Source organism: Halococcus hamelinensis 100A6 (assembly GCF_000336675.1).
Lineage (GTDB): Archaea > Halobacteriota > Halobacteria > Halobacteriales > Halococcaceae > Halococcus > Halococcus hamelinensis.
Genome location: NZ_AOMB01000033.1, coordinates 152,474 through 176,042 on the forward strand (window position 1 = coordinate 152,474; position 23,569 = coordinate 176,042).

The following is a 23,569-nucleotide window of genomic DNA, read 5'->3' on the forward strand; positions in this document are numbered from 1 at the left end:
AACTCCTCCGATGATACCGTCGTCTTAGCTGCATTAGCGTTCTCCGTGTTCGGATTGACGAACGCTCTTACCGTCGTTGGCTACCTTCTCAGGGACCGAATCCGTCTCTCAACGCTGTTCTTAGTGGTTAGTTTTGGCTTAGTTTCAATCATCCCGGTCTATGGATTGGCTCTCGGCTCGCTGAAACGTCGAACGGGCCTTGCACTGGCTCTCGTCGTCTCGTGGGGGCTGTTTTTCGTAGGAGACCGAGCCGACCTTCTCGGCGGAGCCGGATTGTTGGTCTGCGTTGCGCTTGTTGTCCACGAGACCGTTCAACGGGGGGAGCTTGACTTCTCGATGTACTTCATGCAAACAGGTGCGGTGATGGTGTCGGTGATGGTTGGGGTTGGTGTCTTTATTCTGTTCAACGGTGCGGTTCCCTGGTTTGGTGTCTGGGTACTCTGGAAATGGAGTACGTTCGTCCTCTCGATCGGTGGGTTTGGGCTCTGATATTCGGTCTGTCGTATGACTTTCCTCAAGCGATTTCTGACAGTGATACCACGTAGCCCTAAGTAGCCAGCTACGTTTCGTCATAGCCGACATCTCAGCTCGCTCGCTGCTGGTATGGCTGCGGCTGAGAGCACCATCGAAAGCCCAAGCAGCTGGTCGAGGATTGACACCGCTAGCACAAATTCCGGTCAGTTGCTGTCGGGAGGAATGGCTTATCCGAGCGGCCATCCTACGACGAGGTATGGCCAACTGGACACGCGGAGCTCGCGGCGAAGGGATCTATATGCTCGTGTGGGGGCTACTCACTCTCGCGTTCGTTCCGTTCGCTGGTTCGACCGTAGGCATGGCTTTGGTTGGCATCTTCGGACTCGCCTTTTGTTGGTATGGCGTTGGAATGGTTCGGACGGACTCGCGGGCACTTGCGTAGCGTCTCCGAGTCGGCAAAAGCTGTATAAGATGTGCCATGAACAGTCAGTGTATGGAACGAGACTTGCTTACTGAGCGTGTTCGGGACGCTCTCCCGAGTTCCGAGTCGGTGCTGATCGCCGTTCTCTGTCTCGGTGTGTTACTGGTCTTCCTCGACGTTCTTGGGATCAGCGTTATCAAGAACCTGCGCGACGACGGTATCGGTGATCTGTGGTATCTGCTCTACCCTGTTGCGATGGCACTGCTCTCGTATCTCGTCGAACGCTTCCGGGATGTCTTTGACCAGCCTCACTCTGCCGACGTTCCTGACCCGCTCGGCGACCGCGAACATGAGGACGAAGAAGCCGAGGACGAACCAGCGACCGAGCAACGAACCGTCGAGTTCGCCCGCTCACGGAACGAATCTACGGAGTAAGGATTCCTACCGTCGCTGCGACCAATCGACTACGCGGCCTTCGGCCTGCCGACCGTTTTCGCGTGGAGGTAATTCGCCGAGACGACGACAACAACACTCGAAATCAGTCCGATGAAGAAGCCATCAACGGCCTGTCCGGGGACCGGGAGCGTCAGTAAGACGATCGCCATCATGGCCATTGCACTCACGACTACCAGCAATCGTCCGCCGTATCCAATGTCCTGAAACCACTGTGTGAAAGACTGGCCGAGCGATGACCTCGCAGCGGGGCCGGAGGTGAGCACGACCAGAACGAACATCACTACTGCTATCGGCCACATGATCCCAGCCCCGGAGCTCTGGTTAAGAGGGAGCTCTGTCGCCAATATGTAGAGACCCAAAACTACGCTGAAAAGGTCCATCCGAGTCGGCGGTCGAGGTGGGAGCAATACCGAGAGCCTCGATACGTTCATCGCTCTTACTGCTCGTAGACGTGCTTTATGGATAATTCTTTTCGCCACGAGCGAGAGGTCCCTATCTTTAAACGCTATCCAGCGGAGCGGCCGGTTCTCGCCCGCAAAGAGTGGTGGGAGCGGGGTTAGCTCCTGACCCCACGTTCGGAGCGGGGATGGATCTTCTTCGAGAACCACCCACCGAAGATACCGCCGACTGCTCCGACGCCCACCGAGAACGCAATCAACGCGGCCGTCGCCAACAGGAGAAACAGGATCTCCGGCAGCGGGTTCGACCATACCACGATCGGTCCCTCGGGAAGCCCGAGTAGCCACCCGACGGCCCACACGCTTGCGGGAGCTCCACCGACGAGACCGGCGAGAACACCGGCGCTAGCGGCCCGTCTCGAAGCGTTCGCTGCGAGGTAACCCGCGAGCATCGCGCCGAGCAGGATTCCAGTACCCGGCTGGTCGAGCGTCGAGCCCGCCCACGTCGAGGACATGATCGTGAGCGAGATCGAGACGAGCCCGCCGATAAGACCATATTTCCACAAACTATCGAATCTGCGGCGGATATTCAGGTCGGGCATTACTATCTTGCTCATAGACTCTCCGAGAATAAAAACGTATCTTGACTTCGCGTGGGCTATGGCCGGGGGGTGAGATAGCCCATTGCGGTGAGCACCGCGAGCGTGGCCACGATAGCAACCCCGAGCGAGAGCTCACCCCAGCTCTCCAAGACCAGCGAGCGCGAACACGGGCAAGAGCACGACGAACCCGGCGGCCCCGAGTACGCTGTTCTCCGAGAGCGCCAGTCCTCGATGTTTGCCGGATTCGGGATTCATGCTTCAGCCTCCGCGTCCTCGTCATCGACCTTGGGTTCCCCATCCGAGCCGTCGCCAAAGGTCGTCACGTTCGCCTTCGCCGAGAGGTGCTGGCCATTCACTAAAATCGGGTTCACGGCGATGGTTTCGGTCACCAGCACGTAGCATAGGAGCAATGAAACCAGAAGGAGCATATTTCACCGACAGAACAGGAGAACAATGGCTCCGTCCGAAGACGCCTCCTCGACGCTCTCGACTCGGGTGGACTCCGGGGTTTCGTTTCGGGAATCGCTCAGAATATTTGGTGTCGGTCTTCTTATGGGAAGCGCGGATGCTGTCCCCGGGATCTCTGGTGGGACGGTGGCGCTTATCGCAGGTATCTACGGCCGGCTCATCGCTGCTGTGAATGCGATAACGCCGAGTCGAGTGGCCGACTTGCTTCGCGCACTCATCCCATTTGGCTCGCTCGGAACCGAAGAACGGCCCGGCTCGATCCTCAACGAGTTCGATGCCATGTTCGTGGTGAGTCTACTCGCTGGCATCGGGACCGCCGTGGTGCTCGTCGGTCGAGTTATCGAGTACGCACAAGCCGAAGCGCCGGTCGTGCTCTTTGGGTTTTTCTTCGGATTGATCGCCGCCTCCGCGCTGATCCTGTGGCGAGAGCTTTCGATGGGGACGGCGGGCAGATGGCTCACTGCACTCGTTGGATTCACCCTCGCGTTCGTTCTCTCCGGTGGGGTTCAATTGCTTGCCAATAGCGGTATCGTGATCGTTTTCGTGGCAGGGGCGGTCGCAGTGAGCGCAATGATTCTTCCCGGTATTTCGGGCTCGCTCCTGTTGATCATTCTTGGACAGTACGTTCGTATGTACGCCTCGCTCAACGACTTCTTGGACGGTGTGACCGGCCTGCTCACTGGCGGTGATTTCGAGGCTATCGTAGCTCCCGGTCGTGAGGTGGTCGTGTTTCTGATTGGTGGGTTGGTTGGACTGTTCACCGTTGCTCGTGTGATTCGCCGATTGCTCGATAGCTATCGGGAAGCCACGCTGGCGTTTCTCGTTGCACTGGTGATCGGAGCACTTCGCGCACCGATCGCAGAACTCTCCGGCAACGAGACAGTAGTGTGGACACCCGAAACGATCGGTGTGTTCGTCGGGCTGGCGCTCGTTGGTGGTCTATTAGTGCTCGTCCTCGACTGGTATGCGATCGACATCGACTTCGATCGACTGTAGCCGCTCCTCGACTATCGAATCCAGCGACTCGGCGGCTCGCCGACGAACCCTGCAACGAGCGCGACCAGTCCCACAATAAAAAACGGGAATCCGAGGGTTCGGATCATTTCCGAGGCGGGTGTCGAAGCGGCGTAGAACGCACTACCGGTGGTCGTGAACGCCGCACCGAGAACCATCCACTTGAGGTCGCGTACTGCCTCGCTCTGCATGGATTTGGTCTCTCCCGGTTGTGGGATATAGCCCTCGAAGCCTGTCGGGATAGTCGCTCTGAGGGGTAGATGCCGTGCATCGGTACGATACGGCCGATAATTACAAGCTTGCTCTATTCAGGAGGATAGTGTATAGCGAACCGCTCTCGGAGGAAATCAGTCATCCAACCCGCTTTGACGTTTCTGAGTGTCGTCGTTCTGTTGTACTCGTTCCTGATCGCCGGCCAGCTACTACTCGGCGTATGGGTGGTCGTCTTCGTCTGGATAGTGTACTTCTTCCGACTCGTTCTCGCTATCGAGCGGATGCATCGTCGCTCGAAGAAATGCCGACAGTGGACTGAGGGGCGAGTTCTCACGTAGTGGCCAGCCTATTCCTGCTTTCCTCCCATATCATCCACCGGGATATATATTCCAGTGCGAACAACCGCTGGATATGGAACCCGTAGGGAAATCGTTGCAACGACGAGTGCTCAATGCCCTATTCCTCGGTGTGGTCCTATTCACCATGACAGCGATCTCGGATGGGGGCATCCAGTGGACACTCCTCCTGATCGGTGTGCCGTTGTATTTCGTCTTCGAGCTCGTTGCCGACCTCGTTCTTGGGAGGCTCTGGCACTGGTGGTCAGCGTGAGCGAGACGATCGACCACCTGCCTGTCCCTCGACTCTATCTCGGGCTGTTCCCGATTTTGCTCGTCGGCGTAGTCTATACGCTCGCCGGCGTCGTGGCACTGCTGACGAACACCGAACCGGCGCACGGGTGGATGATCCCCGTGTTTGGGGTGTTGTTCCTCGTGATTTCCGCCCACAAGCTCTACACGACCTCCTCCGACGACGACTCGGTAGCGGACTACTGGATCGTTCTCCAGTATTTCTTCGCGCTCGTCCTGCTGGTGTCGTATGCGAGTGGATCTGGCCTGATCAGCCTGTAGGCGTCGAGAGCGTTCGTCACCAGGATTCTTGTGGGATGGCCGACAAACCCGAAGTATGGCGACTGTCGTCGAACGATTGCCGATCGAACCACTCTACCTCTGGGCAGGGCTTACAGGGTTGACCGGGCTCGCGGTCTTGATGAGCAGCACGGTGAGTCTCCTCGCTGGGGTGGGCTACTTCTTCCACTGGCTCATGATCCTCGCTGGTCTGTCGATGATACTCGGCATGGCGTGGGCCGTCCGTCACCCCGACTCAACGGATGTCTCGACGAGCGGCTACCAGCTCGGCTTTCTCGTTGTCTGTGCGGTCGTGGTGGTCGGCGCTTCTCTCCAGCAGATTCTCGCGTTGGCGTGAGCTCTCGCAGGCGTCCGCACGTTCGTCTCGTGACTACCGATGAAGGGAGAGCGACAGGAGCGAGAGGATCGGCCCTGCACCCGCACCACCCAGCAGAGCGACCCAAAGGTCGCCACCCGCGAAGAAAAAGACGACGACGTGCATGGCCGCCCAGAAGACGACCCACGCTCCGACGTAAACGACCGGATTGCTAGACTCCGGATCGAGACCCGGTAGCCGCTCGCTATTGGATGATTCCATCATAGAAAGACTAACTCGGATACTCGTGTCTAGTGAGGATTAGATGATAGCCGGCGGCTACAATGCCGGCAATGAGTCCGACGACGATCGTCGCTATGTCGATAGTGCCTGCGGCCCCATCCCAAAACAGTACACCCGCGAGCGGCTGTGCGAGAACCCACGTAAAGAATCCTATCGCGCCGTGCAACCACGGGCTTTGCCACTCGATCCGGCCCGCGAGTGTGCTCATACTCTTGTGTTCTCGGAGACCGATGAAAAATCCACGTGCTCAATTGGCCGTTGAGCGGCGATTGGGACGCCACTTGGAGTAGATGACCACCGTCGCGAACGCGAGCGCGCCGACGACCGTCGAGACGTCGATCGCTTCGGCGAGAGTATCGCCGAAGACCATGCCAAAGAGAGCTGCCGTGAGTATCCACGTCACAAACACTAACGAACCCAACAGCCACGGGCTCTCCTGATCGATCCGACTCAAAACCTCACTCATGGGTTTGGTTCTCGGAACTCGACATCCGCCGGTGGTACGTTTTCCATAGCAGCGGGACGATACCGGCTGCGACTCCACCGGGGAGGATCACGAGCCACTCGATCGGGTCGCCGGAGTACCATGCCGCGGCGGTCTGAACGGCTAACCAGATGGTGAACATGAGCGCTCCGTAGACTAGCGGACGATCGGGCACGCTTCTCTCCGTGGCGGTCGTCATGTCTTTCCCTAAAGGGGACTGCTGAGCGGATTATAGTCTTTGTTCTCAGGTTTGCACCCCGCGAACGTCTCCCTGGTCGTCCCGGCGTCGAGTTGGGCGACGGTGGTATCCCGAAGCCGGAGGGAGTGGTAGTTGAGTCTGGCTGTGATCCGCCCGGACATCGAGGCTCGCCGGGACTTGTTAGGGCAGTCCAATTGTAGCGGATAAGATGCTCACACCGGCTATTAAGAGAAGAAAGCTAGCAACAATCACTCCAGTAAGCTCGTACCATGTCCGAGGTGCCAGCTGCGTCCCGTGAGTGGTCGCTTCGGGTTTGAGGTGCGTATAGGTCGCCCCGAGAATCATCAACGAGCCTGCTAATGCCTCGGCTACGACCGAGATGGAGACGCCATTTGAAAGAAACATCCAAGCACTGACGAAAAGAAAGCCACATCCGACAATCGCATTTATGAGTGCGAGGAAATCAGCTCGACGTAAATCGAGTGGAGGATTCTTAGCAGTCGCCATAGTCTAATCTTCTTCCCCTCAACGTATCAATCTTTGTTGATTTTGTAGGCTACCCCAGTGTGAATGAAATACACTCTACCCGACACGCTGACTTGTCACGATAGCGGTGAAAATCCATACTATCGTTCCACTCACGTTCGGTATTCAGATACTTCTCTAATAATTATGTCGCTGATCATATGAAACTGACTAACCAACTTTTCAGGAGGCCAAATAAGTGACCGGAACCATTTACACGCGAGTCATTCTCGGTCAAGTCATGTCTACATACGCGCGGGGTGAGTCACCTACATTCCAGCCTATCGACCGGTTCGAGGCAGGTGTTGGCTGGATTGCTCATCCGGATGAAGATGGACGGAGAGCAAGCCATGCGATCTGTGGCAATGACGGAGTTTGGGCGATAGACCCGCTTGATGCACCGGGTATAGACGATCTCCTCGCGGAGTTCGGTGAGGTTACGGGGGTTGCGATACTCTCTGCCTATCACTCCCGAGATGCGAGTGCTATCGCCGAGCGACATGGTGTTTCGGTCCATGTTCCGCAGTGGATGGACCGGGTTGTTGAGCGTATCACAGCCCCAGTTGAACGCTGTACGTGGTCGTTTGGCGACTCTGGATTTGCTATCCAGCGATTCGTCCCGTTCCCTGGGTGGTCAGAAGCATTTGCGTACCGCGAATCGGATCAAACACTCTACATCCCCGAAACACTCGGAACCGCACCGCTGTACACCGTTGGTGCGGAACGAATCGGTGTGTATCTCCTCTGTCGGCCATTCCCGCCGCAGAGTTACCTTCTCGGGACGAATCCGGAGCGTATTCTTGTCGGTCATGGAAATGGCATCCTTGAGAACGCTGAAACGGCACTGACTGACGCACTCAGCAATGCACGGCGACGTTTCCCAGCAGCCCTACTAACAAGTGGTAGGGCACAGCTACGGGCCGCATTTGAAGCACTGGACTAACTGGAAAACTTGCATATATAGTATTGCGAAACTAAGATTCATTAATTGAGCACTACACTATCATGGACAGGACTAATTCGCCAGTGAGTGTGATCATGCCCACGATCGAGTGGCAGTCCGCATGCACAGAAGTATTGGATCAGTTGAGCAAGATGGATGAATTGCTCATTGTTTGTGACACCACTGATGACCCGATCGCGAATCGGGAGATACCTTCTTCGGCCGACCTCATCGTAGCTGGTGCGCCAGTTGGGTGCTCTGGCAAAGCGAACGCTATTGCAGCGGGAATGGAAGCGGCTTCCAACGACCGAATTGTCTGGACGGACGACGATTTCGTTCATCCACCGAGATGGTTAGATGAGCTACATGCGGATTACAACACTCATGGACCTGTTTCGGAGGTAGCTTTCTTCGTTGGCCAAGATGCTCTTTCGATTCTCCTCGAACCAGTTTATGCAGCGGGCGGTTCTCTTATTCCACTTTTAGAAGGGCAATCGTGGGCAGGTGCACTGATGTTTAATCGCTCAGATGTCGATATAGAACACTTCATCGAAGAATTACGGCAGACTGTCAGTGACGATGGACTGCTTTCGGAACACCTTGACTTTACTGTGGTTCGAAGAGTACGGCAGGTAGAGATCGGAGGAACGATCCGAGCGTCGCTTGAGCGTCACACGAGATTTACACAATTAGTCTGGCACCACGACCGACGAAATATGCTCAGTCTTCTCGTCGTCTCAACACTGGTGGCGGTTTTCTGCGTAGCAAGTCCACTATTGGCTGCGGTTTGCTTGACGGGGATTTATGCGGGCATCTATGCCTATCTCGGTGTAAGGCGGTGGACGTTCTTACTTGCGTATCCTGCAGCTCTCCTCCAAGTTCCGCTGTTCGCGTATGGCCTCTGGAGGGATACATTTGTTTGGGGAGGCCGACGGTACCGTTGGCGAGGCAAATTCAAGGTTGAGGTAGAAGATTAAGACTTGATCCAACCTGCCCGAGCAAGGGCTATCCACGGGTCACAAAAATACGGGGTTGCGCGAACCGAGAACGCCGATCCTCATTTGTACACAGAATTGACGAAACCGTGTGCAAGATTTCGCGTCCAATGCCAACTCGTTCACACTGAGCTGAGCCACGACCGTGCGTCTCCTGGGTTCTCTATATGCTGATCTGATGTGAGTCACCCACTCAGACACGCTTTTTGACCCCCGTGTGCGATGAGATATCGGATTCGCACCGACGGCGAGTACGACTGATACACCGCTCTAAACAACGAGACTACCAAACGCTTCGGTGTCGGCACCAAGAGCGGCGGTATCGACGCTGCCTGTGAATTTTCCACTCAGATGCTGCAAAACCTTGAGCGCGCTGCTGACCATCCCGACATGACCGAAGATCTCGCCGAGCTTCTCTCGGCCTCGAACGTCACGACCCAGTATCAGACAATAACTGGTGTCGATATAGAATAAGACCAGTATGCTACTCTTTCAGAGTTTCACGCCGACGGTCACGCCACTCAGCCGCATGCTCTGGAGAATTTGTCTGAAGAAGTTGGTCCACCTTATGCTCAAACTGCTCGTCGGTGAGTTCGCCGGTCGCGTAGCGTTCTCGAAGAGTGTCAAGGCTATCTGGATCAGGGTCGTCGTCTCTTCCCGTGTCAACCATAGTGATTTCGAGTTGATCGTCACTTACTGGCCCGCCATTATCATTAGATTTGCCAGAATCAATGAGTGAGTGCCAAACGTCGTCCTCGTCGGCGTCAGTGACACGGAGATAAGCGTAAACCGCCAGAGCAGGAGAAATAATGAAGACACTGAAAAATAGGATAGAGAAAGCTACTCCAGAAGCAGCTAATTCATTTAAAAGAAAAAAGCCGAAAAAGAAAAAGGCGAAAGAGACTGCCCATACTCCTGCTGAGAGTTCTTTCGCTTTTTCTTTCGATACAGTCATAGATGGGAGTTATTTGCCATCTGTAATCAAATTGACGGTCAGAAACACAATCACGCACTGAATCTACAGATGGTCCCTCACGACCCTCGGTAGAGGCCTTGGGGGCTGGCAGATATACACAAGTGAGAAGACCCAAGCGAAGCGCCTCCTCCAGCGCGGTCAGGACTACTATGCCGCCGATCGGAAGCTCCATCTCGGCAAGAACGAGTGGCATGAGACCACGTTCGTCTAGAAGCGCAATCCGAATTCAGACCGGACCGACTACGGACAGTACGCAGTGTTCCTGACGAACGCCCCAGCCAGAGCAGTTCGTGAGTACAGTTACCGCTGGGAAATCGAGAGCGGCTACAAGAGCATCAAACGGTTCATGGCTGCGACTACCTCGAAGGATTTCGTACTACGGTTCTTCTATTTCGCGTTCGCGTGCCTGTTGTACTCGATTTGGCGGGCGGTTGATCTCCTCGTACAGGTCGCTCTGACCGACGAGTACGAGAACTCACCAATAGTGACGGCCCAGAACACACTCACGCTGTTGCAGAATCGGACAGGCGTTGGGTAGTCACCCAATAATCGGGTCGAAAGCCGCAGCCCTGAGCGATAGCTCTATTCAGCACGTCTCTCAGCCGTTTCTCTCTTCATATTATCATCACGAACCCGATCTCAGACCTTGATTTGATGGCAATTTCAGTCCACTATTCCTCTGATATCGTGCATCACAGCCGGTCTATACCCACTGTAGTCTCAACATCCAGAACTTCGGAGGATGACTGATTCTACAAGCGAAACCGACGAACAGTGACCGTTCTCGGGGACGATAGAAGTGGCTCCGTCGATTGTATCTCGCCGACCGGCAAAAACCTACCACTAAGCCGAAATGGATTGACGAAATCAGAACCTAAGAGCGCGTCCCGCAGCTATCGAGGATACGATAAGCGCGAGAACGGCTGTGTCCTCATCAGTCACCCGGCACGATGCAGAACGCGAGGATCTCAATGAACTCACCAGCCGGAATCGGTGATCGCTCCCCAAGATGCACGTCTACAGCTTCACGAAATAGGAGATTCGTCAACCGCCACACGTTGTACATCACAACGCCAATCACGAAGTACAGAAACCGTATTCGGTAATCCATCGACCCAACTGTTGGGAGGAAATGCTTCTTGATCGTCTTGTATTCGTTTTCGATCTCCCACCGCATCGCGTACTGGGTGACGAATCCCTGAACTTGTTCTACTGGAACATCGCGGTTGGTCGTGAACACCGCGTAGGAACCCTCTTCTTTCGTCGATGGCACGTACATGATGCTCCCCGTGTGAACTCGACCCTCGTACCTATACGGTACGTTGCGCACGACGCCTGCACCGGTTACAGTCTCTCGTTCCAACTCCTCGACGTCCTCAATTTCGGCCGCGTACTTGCGTTTCGGGATGAGGTAGGTCGTGTTGTGGCGGTCAATTGCGTCTCGGACACCGTTCGCATCGAATCCGCGGTCGCAGAACACCTTGTGGATATCGACGTGCTGCTCGGCCTGTTTCAGTAATCGCTTGACGATACGTGCCTGTGACGTATCGCCTGTATCTCCCGTCTCCCAATCAGATCTTCGACGTACCGGCTCAACGCCAAGGACGATCGGTGTATCCTCCTCGATGATGGTGATTGTCGCCATCTCGTACCCGTGCTCATGGCGCTCTTTCAGCCCGTGTACCATCTCCGGGTACTCCTCTCGCGGGTATCGTTCCTCGCCGTTCACAACCACTGATTCGTCGCCCTGTGCCACGTCTTCGGCGTCCTTGTAGGGTGAGGAGAAAACCGGCCATGGTGTGATATCGATGGCAGCGATGACCGGCTCGCGGATGCCACCGTTCACCCTGACCTCTTCGAGGATCGTCTCGATTCCCCGATGAAAGGAGGTAAGCACCTCGTCACGGATTCGTTCCCAGTCTGTCGGCCGCAGACCGTCATCGTAGTCGTCGAGCGTGGTCTGTTCGGGTGGAGCGGCAGTCTTCTTCATCGTACGGAGGTGAGTGTCGCCGTGAGGTGTCTCCTCCCGGTCGCTAATGCGCCCGAACCGTTTGCTTGTCCCCCTTGATCGGGTTGTCGTGCCCCGGTTGGCTATGTTCAGATACCCCTGCCGCTCGAAAAACACTAAGTCATCGAACGTGGCGTTGCTCGCCCGCTCACTGTCGAATTCGTCGAGTCCACGGTCGCGTGCTGCTTCGACCGCACTCATGATGTGATCGTCAGCAATCTTGGCGGCGTCGATATCGCTGGGATCGAGGAGTGGTTCATCATCGGAGACAATATCGTGGCTGATGGCGATTTCTCGTACCGCCCGTGCGGTAGCCTTGATCGTACGGCGATCGGCAAGCGAGAATCGGTTACGCCAGATGTAGCTAATGGCCTGCTGTGTGGGTGGTCGAGGCAGGTCGAAACGGATGTAGACGTACGCAGTACCTGCCAACCGACGATGCAGTTCACTCTGGTCGAATCCACGAGCGTGCTGGTATAGGTACATCAGGATGGCTGACTCGAAAGTGAAATCGGACTTATTTGGACGAGAGTATCCATCCGAGAGCATCTCTTGTGAAACGTCGAGATCGGCAATCACCTGCGTAATATGGTTATGAACCTGGCAGAGATCCTCTGTCTGGTGAGAGAGGGCATCGATTATCGTCGAACTGGACTGTGAGGTAGCCACGATACGATCAAGCCCAAGAACGAATTCGATTCAATACTATACATACTATCATTGAATTCACTTTAGACTAAAGCAACAAAGATATCAAAAAGATTCCGATATATTAACAAACAAGCTCTACCATATTTACCGAAAATACTTCTGTCGCCCCTACTAACAGATATTTATGCTATGGTAAAGAGTAAATTTATTAAACGTACTGGGGCACCGGAGGTGTTGGTCGAAGTAGCAGCAGGTGAAAAGCGGTTTACGGATATCAACTCGAAGACGGAGATCAGCTCGGCCACGTTGTCGAATCGACTAAAAGAGGGTAAAGTCGAGGGATTGTGGGAGGAGCAACTCGATGAAGATCCCGATGGATCTGCTCGACGGGTGTATGTTATTCTCCCAAAAGGGCGTGAGTTGGCTGAAACAATACAGCAACTAGATATCCCAGAACTCATCGAAAAACAACAAGAGTTACGGACAGAATACGATCAGCGAATCGATGAAGCACTATCTACAGAGCCGTCAACGGTCTAATTATCGGACCGAGCTAGGTCTGCTTGGCTCTGTTAAATCGCTGTAAGGCGGTAGATTTTACTGTGTGACGGAGCGTTTGATGTTGTAGACAGTACACATCAGAGCGATCTCTCGGAACTCGCCACCAGTCACACGCTCGCACGACGTAGCCGAGCGAGCGTTTCATGGCCGAGTTTACGGTTTCGGTCATCGACCGCTGTGCGTAGATATCTTCGTCGATTCGGGCGTTGTGAGCGTGGTCGTACGGTGCGCACACGCAGTGTTTGATGAGTGGACGAGTCTCAAGCTCACGTAGCCGCTTTCGGGCATTCTTGTGAAAGCGGTGTATTACACAAGGCCACCGAGAACGAGCGCCCACCCAATGGTCGATGCCAAACTTGGACAGCTAATCACCCCTGTCGACAATCAAGTGACGATTTACAGGACCAATTTGCCCACGACGGCTAAGCCGAAGCGACTCCGAGTACGACTAGTCCCACTACTGTCGCATTATAGAATCCATGAGCAAGCATAGCAGGGACGATACTTTGAGTTCGAATGTAGATACCTCCGTAGATGATCCCAGCAGCCCAATTGCTGAGGAGTGGACTAATCATTGCAGTAGCATTTGGGTCGTAGACATTGGGTGCGTGACTGAGTGCGAATAGCGCCCCTGCAAGAAACAGCGCCACTGATGTAGAGAAATCCTCAGAAAGGCGTTTCTGGATGACATTTCGGTAAAGCAGTTCTTCGGCTGGACCGACCAATAGCACTACCAATACGACGAACACTATTGCTGTCGCCGTTCCGCCCGCAAGAACGCGACTGACCGTACTGTTGCCTCCAGCAGGAAGACCGAAGATTGAGACAATGAGAGAGACTCCGAGTGACGCTACAAGGTTCAGCAGTACCCCTCCAACAATGTAACCACATCCCCGTAGTGTCGGGGTGTTGGCATCAAGATAGCCAAGACCGCGTTCAGAAATAGAGAGGAACACGACTGCAACGAGCACTGTCAGGCCAGAACCAACAAGCAGGGAAANGTTGGCATCAAGATAGCCAAGACCGCGTTCAGAAATAGAGAGGAACACGACTGCAACGAGCACTGTCAGGCCAGAACCAACAAGCAGGGAAACTGTGAGCGAGCCGGGAGAGAACGATGAAGGAGCTACGGGTACTGATAACGACTGGAGAATCGGAGGCAGCACGAATTCGTTGAGGGCAGTACTGACACCGACGAGCGCTCCACCGACAAGGAGCGCACGTAGGCAGAGGCTAAAACGAGAACCAGCAGCTTGCTGCTCACTTGCGCCCATACCATTAGAGGATGTAGAATTGGTTTAGTAATCACGATACGGAATGCAGTCGGGCGCGATAGTGCGACTATTCCAGTGTTCGTCCCTGCATTGCGGGAAGGTCCTCATGTCTTCGGGGGCCGGGCTGGCTGGATAGGAATGAGAGCGCTGACGCAATCACAGACATCGGGGTTCTCGCGTAACTGCCTACTATAGATTTCAATAGCGACGATTACTGCTGCCGTCCTTATTCATCGCGGTGCGACCTACGTGCTGCCGACGATGGTCGGGGGTGGAGTCGGTTGCCAGATTTGACGGACCACTCGAATCGTTTGCCGTCGAGGTCGAACCCTTCGACGAATCCGAGAGGGACGGTCGTCTTGTAGTGGCGGTCGCCAGCTTTGTTGATGGCTGTTGTCGGCATCGATGGTTCGTACTATAGTTAGTATGGTACTTAGTACTAATGAGGGTGTATCAGAAAGGTGGGCTTCTGAGACGCCAGTACCACTCTCCACCGGGAAATCAGAGTAATGCTTATACAGTAATGGCTATTGAGTAATACTACAGACCATGCCGTCCGTCACGAGCAAGGGCCAAGTAACGATCCCGAAGGCCGTCCGTGAGGCGATGGGGATCAAACCCGGCGACGAAGTGATCTTCGAAGAAACAGTCGACGGCTACGTTATCCAGAAAGACGCTCCAACGACCGACAAGGGAACGGATCCGTTTGAGAAGTACCGAGGGATTGCCGACAGCGAGGCAACCATGCCCGAGCGCATGCGCCGACTGCGTGGAGAATACCCCAGAGATGTCGATGATGCGCCATCTTCAGATACCGACGAAACAGCCGGTGAGCGATGACGATTGCCGTCGATACGAATGCGCTTCTCGCGCTCATCCATGACGATCATCACGCTGACGCGGCTGAAAAAGCACTCCGCACCGCCTACACAGAAGGTCCGCTCGTTATCACTCCAGTCGTGTATGCCGAAACTGCTGCCGATGGACAGTTCTCAACTACCACGGAATTGAGCACTTTCCTCGACGATTTGAGTATCGATGTCGCACATCCATCGCCCGAGGCGTTATTTCGGAGTGGCGAGGCATTTAGCAGGTATAGTGACCGTCGCCCGGATGGTCTCCAGTGTCCTGAGTGTGGCACCAAACAGGTAGTGAACTGCTCCGAGTGTGAGCATACGCTTGCACCGCGACAGCACATCGCGGCGGATTTCTTGATCGGTGGTCATGCTGTCATGGATGCAGAGGCGCTGGTAACGTTCGATGCGGGCTTCTACGGGTCGTACTTTCCCAATCTTGCTGTACGGCCGGCAAAATAACCCTTCCCAGCTGCCTCAAGTTCATGAGGCTCCTATGTAATCCATCTGAATAGCAATAGCGTTTGATCACTCACGTTCGAAGTTTTAGCTCTCCAGACTTGTTAGCAAACGAGTGATTTGTAGAAATCCATCCTCCGAATCTCTGATCTTCCACCCCATAGCAGGAGTTGAGACTAGCGCTCTCAATGCATGGCGGAGACGATATCTCGTTCAGTACACTCAAACCCTGACCTCTCCTGTACGACCCATTAATAGATGATGGTGGCTCTTTGCCTATCGAGGGTGCCACTGTTTCTATTACGATGTTGACCAAATCTTTTTGATAGTTCGTGTCCTTAGGGAAAACATGGACATTCGACTTGCAACTCCGAGCATCCCGGAGCGCAATTCCTTGCCTAATGAGGTAGCAGATGAACTCCAGCGTGGAAACCTTTGGAGAGCCTGCTGTCTTTTCTGTATGAAGTCGTATGACTGGCAGACGAAATTGCCCGAATTTTAGCTCCCTACGGAGACCGATAACCGGCTATTTCCTTGCCTGCTTTCAGTCAATACGAGTTTTTGTAGATAGATAAGACCCCGTGTCCGACTAAACTCACTCCAATAACAATAAGGAGCATTGTAACAACAATACCATTAGTGGTGAATGCCGGGATAAGACAGCAGAGGCCGACTACTGCCTCCGTGAGACCCCAGCCAGACGCATTGCTTTGGAAAAAGCTCCTGTTCTCACTGGACATGATTAGCGGTCAATTGGGGGATAAGTTAATCTTGTCCTTATCCAAGTATACTCTTGAGTGAATACGCACCCAGTCAAGAGTTAGACGTACTGAAAGAATACGAGTGCGTTGTAGGCCCCATGGACCACTATCGGAATGAGAATGTTGTTGGTGTATTCGTAAAGACCACCTAGGATAAGACCGAGAACAAACGCCGAAACGACATATCCCCAGATTCCACTCGAACTGCTTGAGGCGACGACAGCCGTTGCATGAGCGAGACCAAATAGGGCACTTGAGCTGATGATTGCTGGTATCGGTCGGAAAACGCGCCGAAAAATGCCTTGGGCACCACCACGAAACAGCAATTCTTCACTTGGACCAACTACAAGAATGGATAGTAGAACCATCGCGAGTGCCAGAGTCGGAGATTGCTCAACAGCACGGATGATTTGGTTGGTACCGACGGAGAACCCAAACTGCTGGAGAATTAGATTGGATAGTCTCGAAAATATGAGAAGACCAGCAAACCCGAACACCACCCAACAGATATCTCGGAGCGTCCGCTGCAGATTCGACATCGAAGGCCATCGAGTCACAAGAAGATTCGGATGATCCGCGTAGCGACTGTAGCTGACGACAACAACAACGAATGCAACTCCCTGTACGAGTGTCACGCCAACGCTGCCAACACCGCTTTCAACAGGGATGTCGAGTAATGAAAGCGTCGCTATGAGTGGATATTGAAAAAGCGAGGAGAGCAAGAATCCCAGTAGAACAAGGCCAAGTGCGGCCAGCAATGCAGAGAGATACTCTTGGGTGGTGGATTTCACAGTATCGAACGGGGTGGAAACCATGTGTTTTCAAAAATGTCCTATCTCGCGAACAATATTTCTCTCGATTGTCATCGCTTTCTCCTCTCTTAGCCACCCATATCAGTAGCCACATAGTTGCTAATAGACTGTCAGTGACCCTCTCAGTTCATTCGTAGGCGGAGATGTCAGTAATAGGTCAAGATAGGGTTGCTGAACAGATACGTCCCCACTGGAAGTCGATTCACTGAGTGCGCGGTTTTAGAAGTCCATCATGAGTTGCTAATGACCCCATGAACGAGCGCCGCCTCTGCTTTGCGAAGGTGTTCGGCCGCTGTCCCGGGAGCACAGTCAAGATGGGCAGCGACCTCAGCGACTCCGGCTTCACGAGGTGTTTCGTAGTACCCGATTTCGAGTGCAACCGTCACCGCTTCGGATTGGCGTTCGCTGAGAGCGTTTGCGGCGTTCATTCGGCTGGCATCATACTGACCGACACGCTGGACGTCAACGTCAACGCTGGCGGGAGCCTCGTCGAGTGCCTGCTGAAGGGAGCCAGCCGTTCCAACCACCGTGAGTCCTATCCTGCGGTCACTACGAAATTCGATCGGCGGCATCACAACGAGGCTCCCATGCGTGAATGCGTCGGTCAGACGTTGTGCTCCCGCGTCGAGGCGTTCGCGCACGTAGAGATAGAAAGCATTCTCCTCAGCCGGCACTATCTCGTGGTCTAAAATCGTGCTCACGTCTTCGAGAGCGGACTCATACGGACCGGATGGTCCCTCGGCGTAGAATATCATCGTGTTCGTCTCACCGACAGCGGGATTCCATTGAAGGAGGCGATAGGAGCCGTATTCGTCGTGTTCGGCAACGAATTCGTGCATTGGATGAATGATCTCCTCGCTCTGGCCGAGCAGTAACTGGAGATACTTCATATCAAGGCATCGGTCTCCTCGTTTAAACAACCCTCACCAGAGAGGCAGAACGCGCTCGACAGTAGCCTTCCAACGCCCAGCTATCGTTCGGCTATCAGAACCAACGATTCCACAATGAGTTCACAAGCATCCAGTGAAACCCAGAACGGAGCTGTCGAGGCGTCGCTCGCGGACCTCCTCTCATCCTATACGATCGCCCGCGATGACCATCGCAATGCGCCGGGATTCGTCGTCCGCCCTGATGAAATCAAGGACGCGCTGCGCGTCTTGCGGGATGAAGCGGGCTTCGACCACTGCTCAAACGTCACTGCACAGGAATACGAGGACCGCTTCGAAAGCATCTATCACCTGAAGAAATACGACGATCCAACCGAGGAAGTGAGTATTATCGTTCCGACCCCACGGAGCGATCCGGTGAGTCAGAGTGCGGCATCGGTCTATCGGACGGCTGACTGGCACGAACGCGAAGCCTACGACCTGGTGGGAATCCAGTACGAGAACCATCCCGACCTACGTCGTATCCTCCTTCCCGAGACGTGGCAAGGCCATCCAATGGGTCTCGATTACGACCAAGACGAGCCACAGGTGGTCACGCTCGAATCACACGCTAACCCACTAGAGGACGACCATCGCGAGGACGGCGCGGATACGATGTATCTGAACATCGGGCCGCATCATCCTGCAACCCACGGTGTGCTCCATATCGAGACTATTCTGAGCGGCGAGCAGGTAGTCGGTCTGGACCCCGACCCGGGCTATCTTCACCGCTGTGAGGAGCAGATGTGTCAGAACAGCACATATCGCCACCAGATCATGCCCTATCCCGACCGCTGGGACTACCTTGGTGGGCAAATACTCAACGAGTGGGCGTATGCTCGCACTGCCGAGGACCTCGCCGGTCTCGAGGTCCCTGATTACGCACAGCTCATTCGGACGATGAGTGGCGAACTCTCGCGGATTCTCTCCCATCTGCTCGCGATCGGCACCTTCGCGCTCGATGTTTACGGCGAGTTCACTGCCACGTTCATGTACGCCCTGCGAGATAGGGAGGTCGTCCAGAGTATCTTCGAGGACTTGACGGGGCAACGCCTGATGTTCAACTATCTCCGGTTGGGTGGGGTTGCATGGGACCTCCCTGAACCGCGCACAGAGTTCTTCGAAGAGGTTCGAGAGTTTCTCGACGACCTGCCGCACAAACTCGATGAGTATCACGACCTGCTCACCACGAACGAACTGTTTCAGCTCCGGTGCGTCGATACGGGTGTTTTGAGCGCTGACATGGCAAAGCAGTATGGCTGTACTGGCCCGGTAGCGCGTGCTTCGGGCGTGGATTACGACCTCCGTCGAGACGATCCATACGGATACTACTCCGAACTTGACTGGGAGGTGGTGACTGCCGAAGAGGGTGATAACTACGCCCGCGTACTCTGTCGATTACAGGAGATCGAGCAATCGGCGCGTATCATCGACCACTGTGTCGACCTACTCGAAGACTGGCCCGAGAACAACCGCGAAATCCAATCAAGCGTCCCACGAACGCTACGACCGGATGAGGATGCCGAGATTTATCGTGCAGTGGAGGCCGCGAAAGGCGAACTCGGGATCTACATTCGGAGTGATGGAACCGACAAGCCAGCCCGATTTCATATTCGGAGTCCGTGCTTTTCGAATCTCCATGCACTAGAGGAGATGGCTATAGGCGGGTATGTTCCGGACCTAATCGCGTCGTTGGCGAGCCTTGATATCGTTCTTGGTGAAGTTGACCGATAGAAGAATGGAATAAGAGAGGACTATGCATCAATCACTTTCAGGATCAAAGATATTCTCGATAGTACAGTCGAAGTATGAAGTAAGTCCGAACGCAAGCTCCAACGATGGATTGTATCACCCTCGTTCAATTGCGTTGATGGTCTGCTGACCCACTCCGATAGGTCGTCTTGACTTAGATTCGTTGCGTTAGCCGCTGCGGGAGATCATTCTGCATCGCTTAGTTGCGACGAGTTGAGACTGGCGCTCTCAATACATAGAACGGCCTGTGAGTTTCTCCAAACACTGGTTCTGTAGATTCTCAAATACTTTGACTCTTGTAGACAGACACTGGGCTACCGACAGAGTGCTCGCAAATAGACAAATGTCAGGAGATTTTTGGCGATTAGAATAGACCACCAGAACATGGCGAATGTCCTTTCTAGCTCACGTCTCCGCGCTGTCTCCATTGCTGTGGTTCTTGTTGCCATTTCGGGCGCTATCAGCGCTACTCAACCAGTGGTGCTTCGTTCTGTGTTTGGTCTATTGATTAACGAATCCAGCCTCTCCCCTCTCTCACTCGCAGAGAATATTCTGTATAACTACGGACTATGGCTTATTGTCGGGATTCTGTTCCTGTATATCTCCGGTAAAGAAATGGCGTATTTCGACGTAAAGCCACTGACGAGACTAGGTATTGGTTACGCCGTTGCAGGTGTTCTGATACGTCTTGTTGCAGAAATCGGAATTGGGGTCGCGAACTCCCTGTTTGGTTTCACAGCATCAGAGAGTGATAGCCTTAGCCTCATTCCATCTGGGGGGTACTGCAACCATAGTAGTGGGATTCCTACTGATCGTCTTCGTTGCTGTGCCCGCTGAAGAGTTGTTCTACCGAAATATCATCCAAAAATGGCTCGGAGAACACTTTCCAAGTGTGGTAGCGGTTGTCGCTGCGGCGGTATTATTCGCGCTTTCACATATCCCAACGTACTACAATTCGAATCTGATACTGATGATTAGTCCGTTTGCAAGCAACCTAATCGGCGGTCTTGTGTATGGGTCAATCTATGCCCGAACAAGGAGTGTCGTCCCTCCGATACTTGCTCACGCTCTCTACAATGCAATCGGCATTGGCCTAGCGGTAATCTAAATCTACTACAAACGGAGGCATTCCCCTTTCCGCACAAACACCGGCTGCATGCGGCGAGATGTCCTTGTACACGGTTTCGTCAATTCGATGTGCAAAATGAGGATCGGCGTTCTGGATTCGTGCGACCGTGTGGAGTTGCGTGAGAACGGTCCTCAACCGGCTTCCCGCTAATACTTATCCTGCCCCCGCCAGTCGTCTGCGAAGTAGCAGATGTAGTTTCCGGCTGTGGTGAGGCTGTGGCCCGCGAGGTCTGCAACGATTCTCAGAGCGATCTTTGCTAGCCCTGAAGGTTTATATTACAGACAAGCGAAGATGGAAATAAGACCATAATGATGGGACAGAGTTATATTACGGTACTGTTGCTACTGGTAGTAGCTGTTGCTATACTGGGCGCATTTTCTCAGCCTATCGCAAGCAGCGGATTTCTGTTCTTTGTAGGTGCTGCAGTTCTTGCAACTATTTTGCTAGTGATGCCAATGCTAACAGATCATGACTTGTGAATGGTAAAACAATAAAATCTCAATATCTTAGATATAAAGTTTATCACTGGTCTCTCTATCTTCCTGGCTTCGTGCATTGTTGATTCTATACCTGTTGTAGTCTCATCTTCCCGACGCCACCAAAAGTTGAGACTACCGCGCTCAATGCATAGCGAAGAGAGAAGCTGGTCCAATGGAACGCTGGTCGCTCTTCAGTCTGGTCTGCTACCAAAGGAAGGTTCCTCGCAGCTAGTGACTAAGTGGCTCAATTTCCGGTCGACGCTCCTTCACTGTCGATTTCTCGGCTGAGAAAATATCCCGCGATTGCCGCTGTTGGGATCGTCAGCCATCCGATGCCAATCGTCCCAAGAATCCCAAAGAGAACGAACCCCATCCCAAATTCGGCGAGCGCCACGGGTGATGCAACTGATGCGACGAATCCGGATACGCTGGAATATTGGTCAACCGTGACTAGTGCCATTGCTATTGGAGGTATCGAAATCCAACCCGTTAACCCCCCAGCGAGTGCGCCACGGAGGGGCAGCGTCCATCGATCAGTGGACTCAACGATGAGTCGCCACATCGCTCGTCCGACAAGGGCGCTAACGATACCGGCAGTACCAACGACAGCGACCAAATCAGTCACCGACCCGAGGGCGGCAGCTATGTCGGCTCCGCTGAAGCCATTGTAGAGTGTCTCGGTGTTGCTCGTATATCCTCCAATAATCTGAACCAGAGCCATCTCGACGGCTGCTAAGAGTCCAAACGTCTCTGTCGCACCATATTCTTTATTCATACACTCTATATTTTCTCCTCGTAGTGCTACCATGATAAGAGCTAGTGAGAACGATACCATCTTAGTAAAGGCATGACCGGTTACCAGCAGAGTGATGCTGTAGGTTCAAACTAATCACTGGAGAGTAGTCTCATCTTCCCGACCATAGCTGAAGTTGAGACTATCGCTCTCAATGCATGGCGGGGAGGAAACTGATTCAGTAGGATCAAACTCTAATCGCTCCACATACAGCNCATAGCTGAAGTTGAGACTATCGCTCTCAATGCATGGCGGGGAGGAAACTGATTCAGTAGGATCAAACTCTAATCGCTCCACATACAGCTTGCTATTAGGTGCAGTCCCAGGACTACTACTCCGTAATATCAACTATCTTGGAGCTTTCACGCCACAACCGATCACGCGCCTCATGGCTACGAGCAAGTTCAGAAGGATCAGGATACGTGATGTCGCTCCTGACCAGCGACGCATAGATGCTTCCGGACGGTGGGGTAGCCCTACCTAACGTCAATTGAGCCAGAGCCTCTCCCGCGCGTTCTGGTGTTTCCGGGTATAAATCGGGATTGAACCTACTGGCAAAGCGAAACACCAGACGCCCAGGACTAGATGTCATCAGTCGTGANCGTTCTGGTGTTTCCGGGTATAAATCGGGATTGAACCTACTGGCAAAGCGAAACACCAGACGCCCAGGACTAGATGTCATCAGTCGTGAGAGCGTCCCGCTAAAACCGGACGCATTGCGGAATAGCGAGGTATCGGTTGTGAAACCCGGGTTGTAGGCGACAACCTGGATATTGCTTGCTTTCACTTCATCAAGTTCGGCGAAAGTTCGTGCGGTCAGGAGATTGCAGAGTTTCGATGCCGCGTAAGCGCGTACGCCAGCGTCAAAGCCTCCTTTGGGGGGATACGCTAGCGCCTGCGTGTTGAGCTCTTTCGGTGCAAAGGGATAGTGTCCCGGATCGTGTGTATCGCTCGTAGTGATCACCAACCGTCCACCTTCTGCCAAGCATGGAAGCAGTTCACGAGCTAACAGGTAGTGGCTGAGATGGTTGACTGCGAACGTCTTCTCGAAACCGTCGTCACTACGCTGATCTACGTTCGGATATTGTACACCAGCATTGAGCACGAGCATATCGATCCGGTCGTCGGCCAGCCGGTGCTTCACTGCGTCCGCAAAGGTACGAACACTTTCGAGCGAAGCGAGATCAAGGTGTACCACCGTNCCGTACTGCCTTCTGGCACGACTCGCCCGCTGCCACGAGCTCCGATTATGACTTGTGTGTCGGGCTGAGATGCGATTCGGTGTACGGCGTGCTCACCGATCCCGGAGGTGGCCCCCGTCATCACAACAATTTGTTTGGATTTGGATTCGTTACTCATGTGCAGTCATAGCCACCAGCCGATATCAATCAACCGGTTTACTAAACTTCCCATTAATC

Annotated in this window: 29 protein-coding genes and 3 pseudogenes; 16 read left to right on the plus strand and 16 right to left on the minus strand. The window is 53.9% G+C overall.

What is annotated here, in order from left to right; translation table 11 throughout:
- Positions 1–45 precede the first annotated feature (45 nt).
- Positions 46–489 (plus strand): hypothetical protein, encoded by a 444-nt coding sequence (locus tag C447_RS12220; RefSeq protein WP_007694299.1) that lies wholly within the window; start codon positions 46–48, stop codon positions 487–489.
- A 535-nt stretch (positions 490–1,024) separates the two neighbouring features.
- On the plus strand, positions 1,025–1,330 hold the full coding sequence (locus C447_RS12225) for a hypothetical protein (protein WP_237713314.1): 306 nt from the start codon (positions 1,025–1,027) through the stop codon (positions 1,328–1,330).
- Positions 1,331–1,359: 29 nt separating this feature from the next.
- Here C447_RS12225 and C447_RS12230 read toward each other — a convergent pair whose 3' ends face one another.
- The 4 genes from C447_RS12230 to C447_RS17965 form a co-directional block, all read right to left on the minus strand.
- On the minus strand, positions 1,360–1,731 hold the full coding sequence (locus C447_RS12230; RefSeq protein ID WP_007694303.1) for a hypothetical protein: 372 nt from the start codon (positions 1,729–1,731) through the stop codon (positions 1,360–1,362).
- Between the two features lie 176 nt (positions 1,732–1,907).
- Entirely contained in the window at positions 1,908–2,351 is a 444-nt protein-coding gene (locus C447_RS12235; RefSeq protein WP_237713315.1) for a DUF5518 domain-containing protein, read from the minus strand.
- Between the two features lie 132 nt (positions 2,352–2,483).
- Positions 2,484–2,606 carry a hypothetical protein gene (locus tag C447_RS18815; RefSeq protein ID WP_272942141.1) on the minus strand — a complete coding sequence of 41 codons (123 nt, stop codon included), beginning with the start codon at positions 2,604–2,606 and terminating at the stop codon, positions 2,484–2,486.
- Positions 2,603–2,779: a hypothetical protein gene (locus C447_RS17965; protein WP_160162926.1), complete on the minus strand. Its 177-nt coding sequence runs from the start codon at positions 2,777–2,779 to the stop codon at positions 2,603–2,605. Before C447_RS17965 ends, C447_RS18815 begins: the two co-directional genes overlap by 4 nt.
- A gap of 25 nt (positions 2,780–2,804) precedes the next feature.
- Between C447_RS17965 and C447_RS12240 the strand changes: the two genes are divergently transcribed.
- On the plus strand, positions 2,805–3,815 hold the full coding sequence (locus C447_RS12240) for a DUF368 domain-containing protein (protein ID WP_007694305.1): 1,011 nt from the start codon (positions 2,805–2,807) through the stop codon (positions 3,813–3,815).
- Between the two features lie 11 nt (positions 3,816–3,826).
- Here the strand turns inward: C447_RS12240 and C447_RS12245 are convergent, their stop codons facing one another.
- Positions 3,827–4,024, minus strand: a complete 198-nt coding sequence (locus C447_RS12245; protein ID WP_007694306.1) for a hypothetical protein — start codon at positions 4,022–4,024, stop codon at positions 3,827–3,829.
- 433 nt (positions 4,025–4,457) lie between these two features.
- Between C447_RS12245 and C447_RS17705 the strand changes: the two genes are divergently transcribed.
- Genes C447_RS17705 through C447_RS12260 form a run of 3 tightly spaced genes read left to right on the plus strand, consistent with a single transcriptional unit; the run spans position 4,458 to position 5,309 of the window.
- On the plus strand, positions 4,458–4,655 hold the full coding sequence (locus tag C447_RS17705; protein ID WP_152416155.1) for a hypothetical protein: 198 nt from the start codon (positions 4,458–4,460) through the stop codon (positions 4,653–4,655).
- Positions 4,652–4,954 (plus strand): hypothetical protein, encoded by a 303-nt coding sequence (locus tag C447_RS12255; protein WP_237713317.1) that lies wholly within the window; start codon positions 4,652–4,654, stop codon positions 4,952–4,954. Before C447_RS17705 ends, C447_RS12255 begins: the two co-directional genes overlap by 4 nt.
- Before the next feature lie 55 nt (positions 4,955–5,009).
- The gene (locus tag C447_RS12260) at positions 5,010–5,309 is read left to right on the plus strand and encodes a hypothetical protein (RefSeq protein WP_007694311.1); all 300 of its coding nucleotides are present in this window, start codon (positions 5,010–5,012) and stop codon (positions 5,307–5,309) included.
- Between the two features lie 250 nt (positions 5,310–5,559).
- Here the strand turns inward: C447_RS12260 and C447_RS12270 are convergent, their stop codons facing one another.
- The 3 genes from C447_RS12270 to C447_RS12280 are packed head-to-tail and all read right to left on the minus strand — an operon-like array spanning position 5,560 to position 6,253.
- Positions 5,560–5,778 carry a hypothetical protein gene (locus C447_RS12270; protein WP_007694315.1) on the minus strand — a complete coding sequence of 73 codons (219 nt, stop codon included), beginning with the start codon at positions 5,776–5,778 and terminating at the stop codon, positions 5,560–5,562.
- Positions 5,779–5,817: 39 nt separating this feature from the next.
- Positions 5,818–6,036 (minus strand): hypothetical protein, encoded by a 219-nt coding sequence (locus C447_RS12275; RefSeq protein WP_007694317.1) that lies wholly within the window; start codon positions 6,034–6,036, stop codon positions 5,818–5,820.
- Positions 6,029–6,253, minus strand: coding sequence for a hypothetical protein (locus C447_RS12280; RefSeq protein ID WP_007694319.1), 225 nt, complete (start codon positions 6,251–6,253; stop codon positions 6,029–6,031). Before C447_RS12280 ends, C447_RS12275 begins: the two co-directional genes overlap by 8 nt.
- A gap of 766 nt (positions 6,254–7,019) precedes the next feature.
- Between C447_RS12280 and C447_RS17260 the strand changes: the two genes are divergently transcribed.
- The 3 genes and pseudogenes from C447_RS17260 to C447_RS19050 form a co-directional block, all read left to right on the plus strand.
- Entirely contained in the window at positions 7,020–7,721 is a 702-nt protein-coding gene (locus C447_RS17260; RefSeq protein ID WP_079255020.1) for a hypothetical protein, read from the plus strand.
- Between the two features lie 62 nt (positions 7,722–7,783).
- Entirely contained in the window at positions 7,784–8,698 is a 915-nt protein-coding gene (locus C447_RS17265) for a glycosyltransferase (RefSeq protein WP_007694322.1), read from the plus strand.
- Between the two features lie 321 nt (positions 8,699–9,019).
- Positions 9,020–9,190: pseudogene (locus C447_RS19050) on the plus strand (DUF7692 domain-containing protein); the annotation flags it as partial.
- Between the two features lie 10 nt (positions 9,191–9,200).
- Here C447_RS19050 and C447_RS18635 read toward each other — a convergent pair.
- The gene (locus C447_RS18635; RefSeq protein ID WP_007694326.1) at positions 9,201–9,671 is read right to left on the minus strand and encodes an SHOCT domain-containing protein; all 471 of its coding nucleotides are present in this window, start codon (positions 9,669–9,671) and stop codon (positions 9,201–9,203) included.
- 109 nt (positions 9,672–9,780) lie between these two features.
- Here C447_RS18635 and C447_RS17710 point away from each other — a divergent pair.
- A pseudogene (locus C447_RS17710) lies at positions 9,781–10,230 on the plus strand (transposase); the annotation flags it as partial.
- Between the two features lie 396 nt (positions 10,231–10,626).
- Here the strand turns inward: C447_RS17710 and C447_RS17275 are convergent.
- Positions 10,627–12,369, minus strand: coding sequence for a transposase (locus C447_RS17275; RefSeq protein ID WP_007694330.1), 1,743 nt, complete (start codon positions 12,367–12,369; stop codon positions 10,627–10,629).
- A 171-nt stretch (positions 12,370–12,540) separates the two neighbouring features.
- On the opposite strand from C447_RS17275, the gene C447_RS17280 reads away from it, so the two are divergent.
- On the plus strand, positions 12,541–12,891 hold the full coding sequence (locus tag C447_RS17280; protein WP_079254993.1) for a winged helix-turn-helix transcriptional regulator: 351 nt from the start codon (positions 12,541–12,543) through the stop codon (positions 12,889–12,891).
- A 57-nt stretch (positions 12,892–12,948) separates the two neighbouring features.
- On the opposite strand, the pseudogene C447_RS17285 reads toward C447_RS17280, so the two are convergent.
- Positions 12,949–13,195 (minus strand): annotated as a pseudogene (locus C447_RS17285) (IS5/IS1182 family transposase); the annotation flags it as partial.
- Between the two features lie 139 nt (positions 13,196–13,334).
- The gene (locus tag C447_RS17290) at positions 13,335–14,186 is read right to left on the minus strand and encodes a CPBP family intramembrane glutamic endopeptidase (RefSeq protein ID WP_080505379.1); all 852 of its coding nucleotides are present in this window, start codon (positions 14,184–14,186) and stop codon (positions 13,335–13,337) included.
- Between the two features lie 549 nt (positions 14,187–14,735).
- On the opposite strand from C447_RS17290, the gene C447_RS12305 reads away from it, so the two are divergent.
- Both C447_RS12305 and C447_RS12310 read left to right on the plus strand, forming a co-directional pair.
- The gene (locus C447_RS12305) at positions 14,736–15,026 is read left to right on the plus strand and encodes an AbrB/MazE/SpoVT family DNA-binding domain-containing protein (RefSeq protein ID WP_007694335.1); all 291 of its coding nucleotides are present in this window, start codon (positions 14,736–14,738) and stop codon (positions 15,024–15,026) included.
- Positions 15,023–15,502: a type II toxin-antitoxin system VapC family toxin gene (locus tag C447_RS12310; RefSeq protein ID WP_007694336.1), complete on the plus strand. Its 480-nt coding sequence runs from the start codon at positions 15,023–15,025 to the stop codon at positions 15,500–15,502. The genes C447_RS12305 and C447_RS12310 overlap by 4 nt, the downstream gene beginning before the upstream one ends.
- Before the next feature lie 817 nt (positions 15,503–16,319).
- Here C447_RS12310 and C447_RS17295 read toward each other — a convergent pair.
- Entirely contained in the window at positions 16,320–17,075 is a 756-nt protein-coding gene (locus C447_RS17295) for a CPBP family intramembrane glutamic endopeptidase (RefSeq protein WP_079255022.1), read from the minus strand.
- A gap of 227 nt (positions 17,076–17,302) precedes the next feature.
- Entirely contained in the window at positions 17,303–17,962 is a 660-nt protein-coding gene (locus C447_RS12315) for a helix-turn-helix domain-containing protein (RefSeq protein ID WP_007694338.1), read from the minus strand.
- Positions 17,963–18,076: 114 nt separating this feature from the next.
- Here C447_RS12315 and C447_RS12320 point away from each other — a divergent pair, with 114 nt between their 5' ends.
- From C447_RS12320 to C447_RS18650, 3 genes are all read left to right on the plus strand, one after another.
- A complete protein-coding gene (locus C447_RS12320; protein WP_007694340.1) occupies positions 18,077–19,732 on the plus strand; it encodes an NADH-quinone oxidoreductase subunit D in 1,656 nt (551 codons plus the stop codon).
- A gap of 402 nt (positions 19,733–20,134) precedes the next feature.
- Complete coding sequence (locus C447_RS18645; RefSeq protein ID WP_239639176.1) at positions 20,135–20,587, plus strand: hypothetical protein; 453 nt, start codon at positions 20,135–20,137, stop codon at positions 20,585–20,587.
- A complete protein-coding gene (locus C447_RS18650) occupies positions 20,577–20,858 on the plus strand; it encodes a CPBP family intramembrane glutamic endopeptidase (RefSeq protein ID WP_239639177.1) in 282 nt (93 codons plus the stop codon). Before C447_RS18645 ends, C447_RS18650 begins: the two co-directional genes overlap by 11 nt.
- Positions 20,859–21,602: 744 nt before the next feature.
- Here C447_RS18650 and C447_RS17305 read toward each other — a convergent pair.
- Together C447_RS17305 and C447_RS17310 are read right to left on the minus strand one after the other, a co-directional pair.
- Positions 21,603–22,133: a hypothetical protein gene (locus C447_RS17305; RefSeq protein WP_007694342.1), complete on the minus strand. Its 531-nt coding sequence runs from the start codon at positions 22,131–22,133 to the stop codon at positions 21,603–21,605.
- Positions 22,134–22,482: 349 nt separating this feature from the next.
- Entirely contained in the window at positions 22,483–23,349 is an 867-nt protein-coding gene (locus C447_RS17310) for an SDR family NAD(P)-dependent oxidoreductase (protein WP_007694344.1), read from the minus strand.
- Positions 23,350–23,569 lie beyond the last annotated feature (220 nt).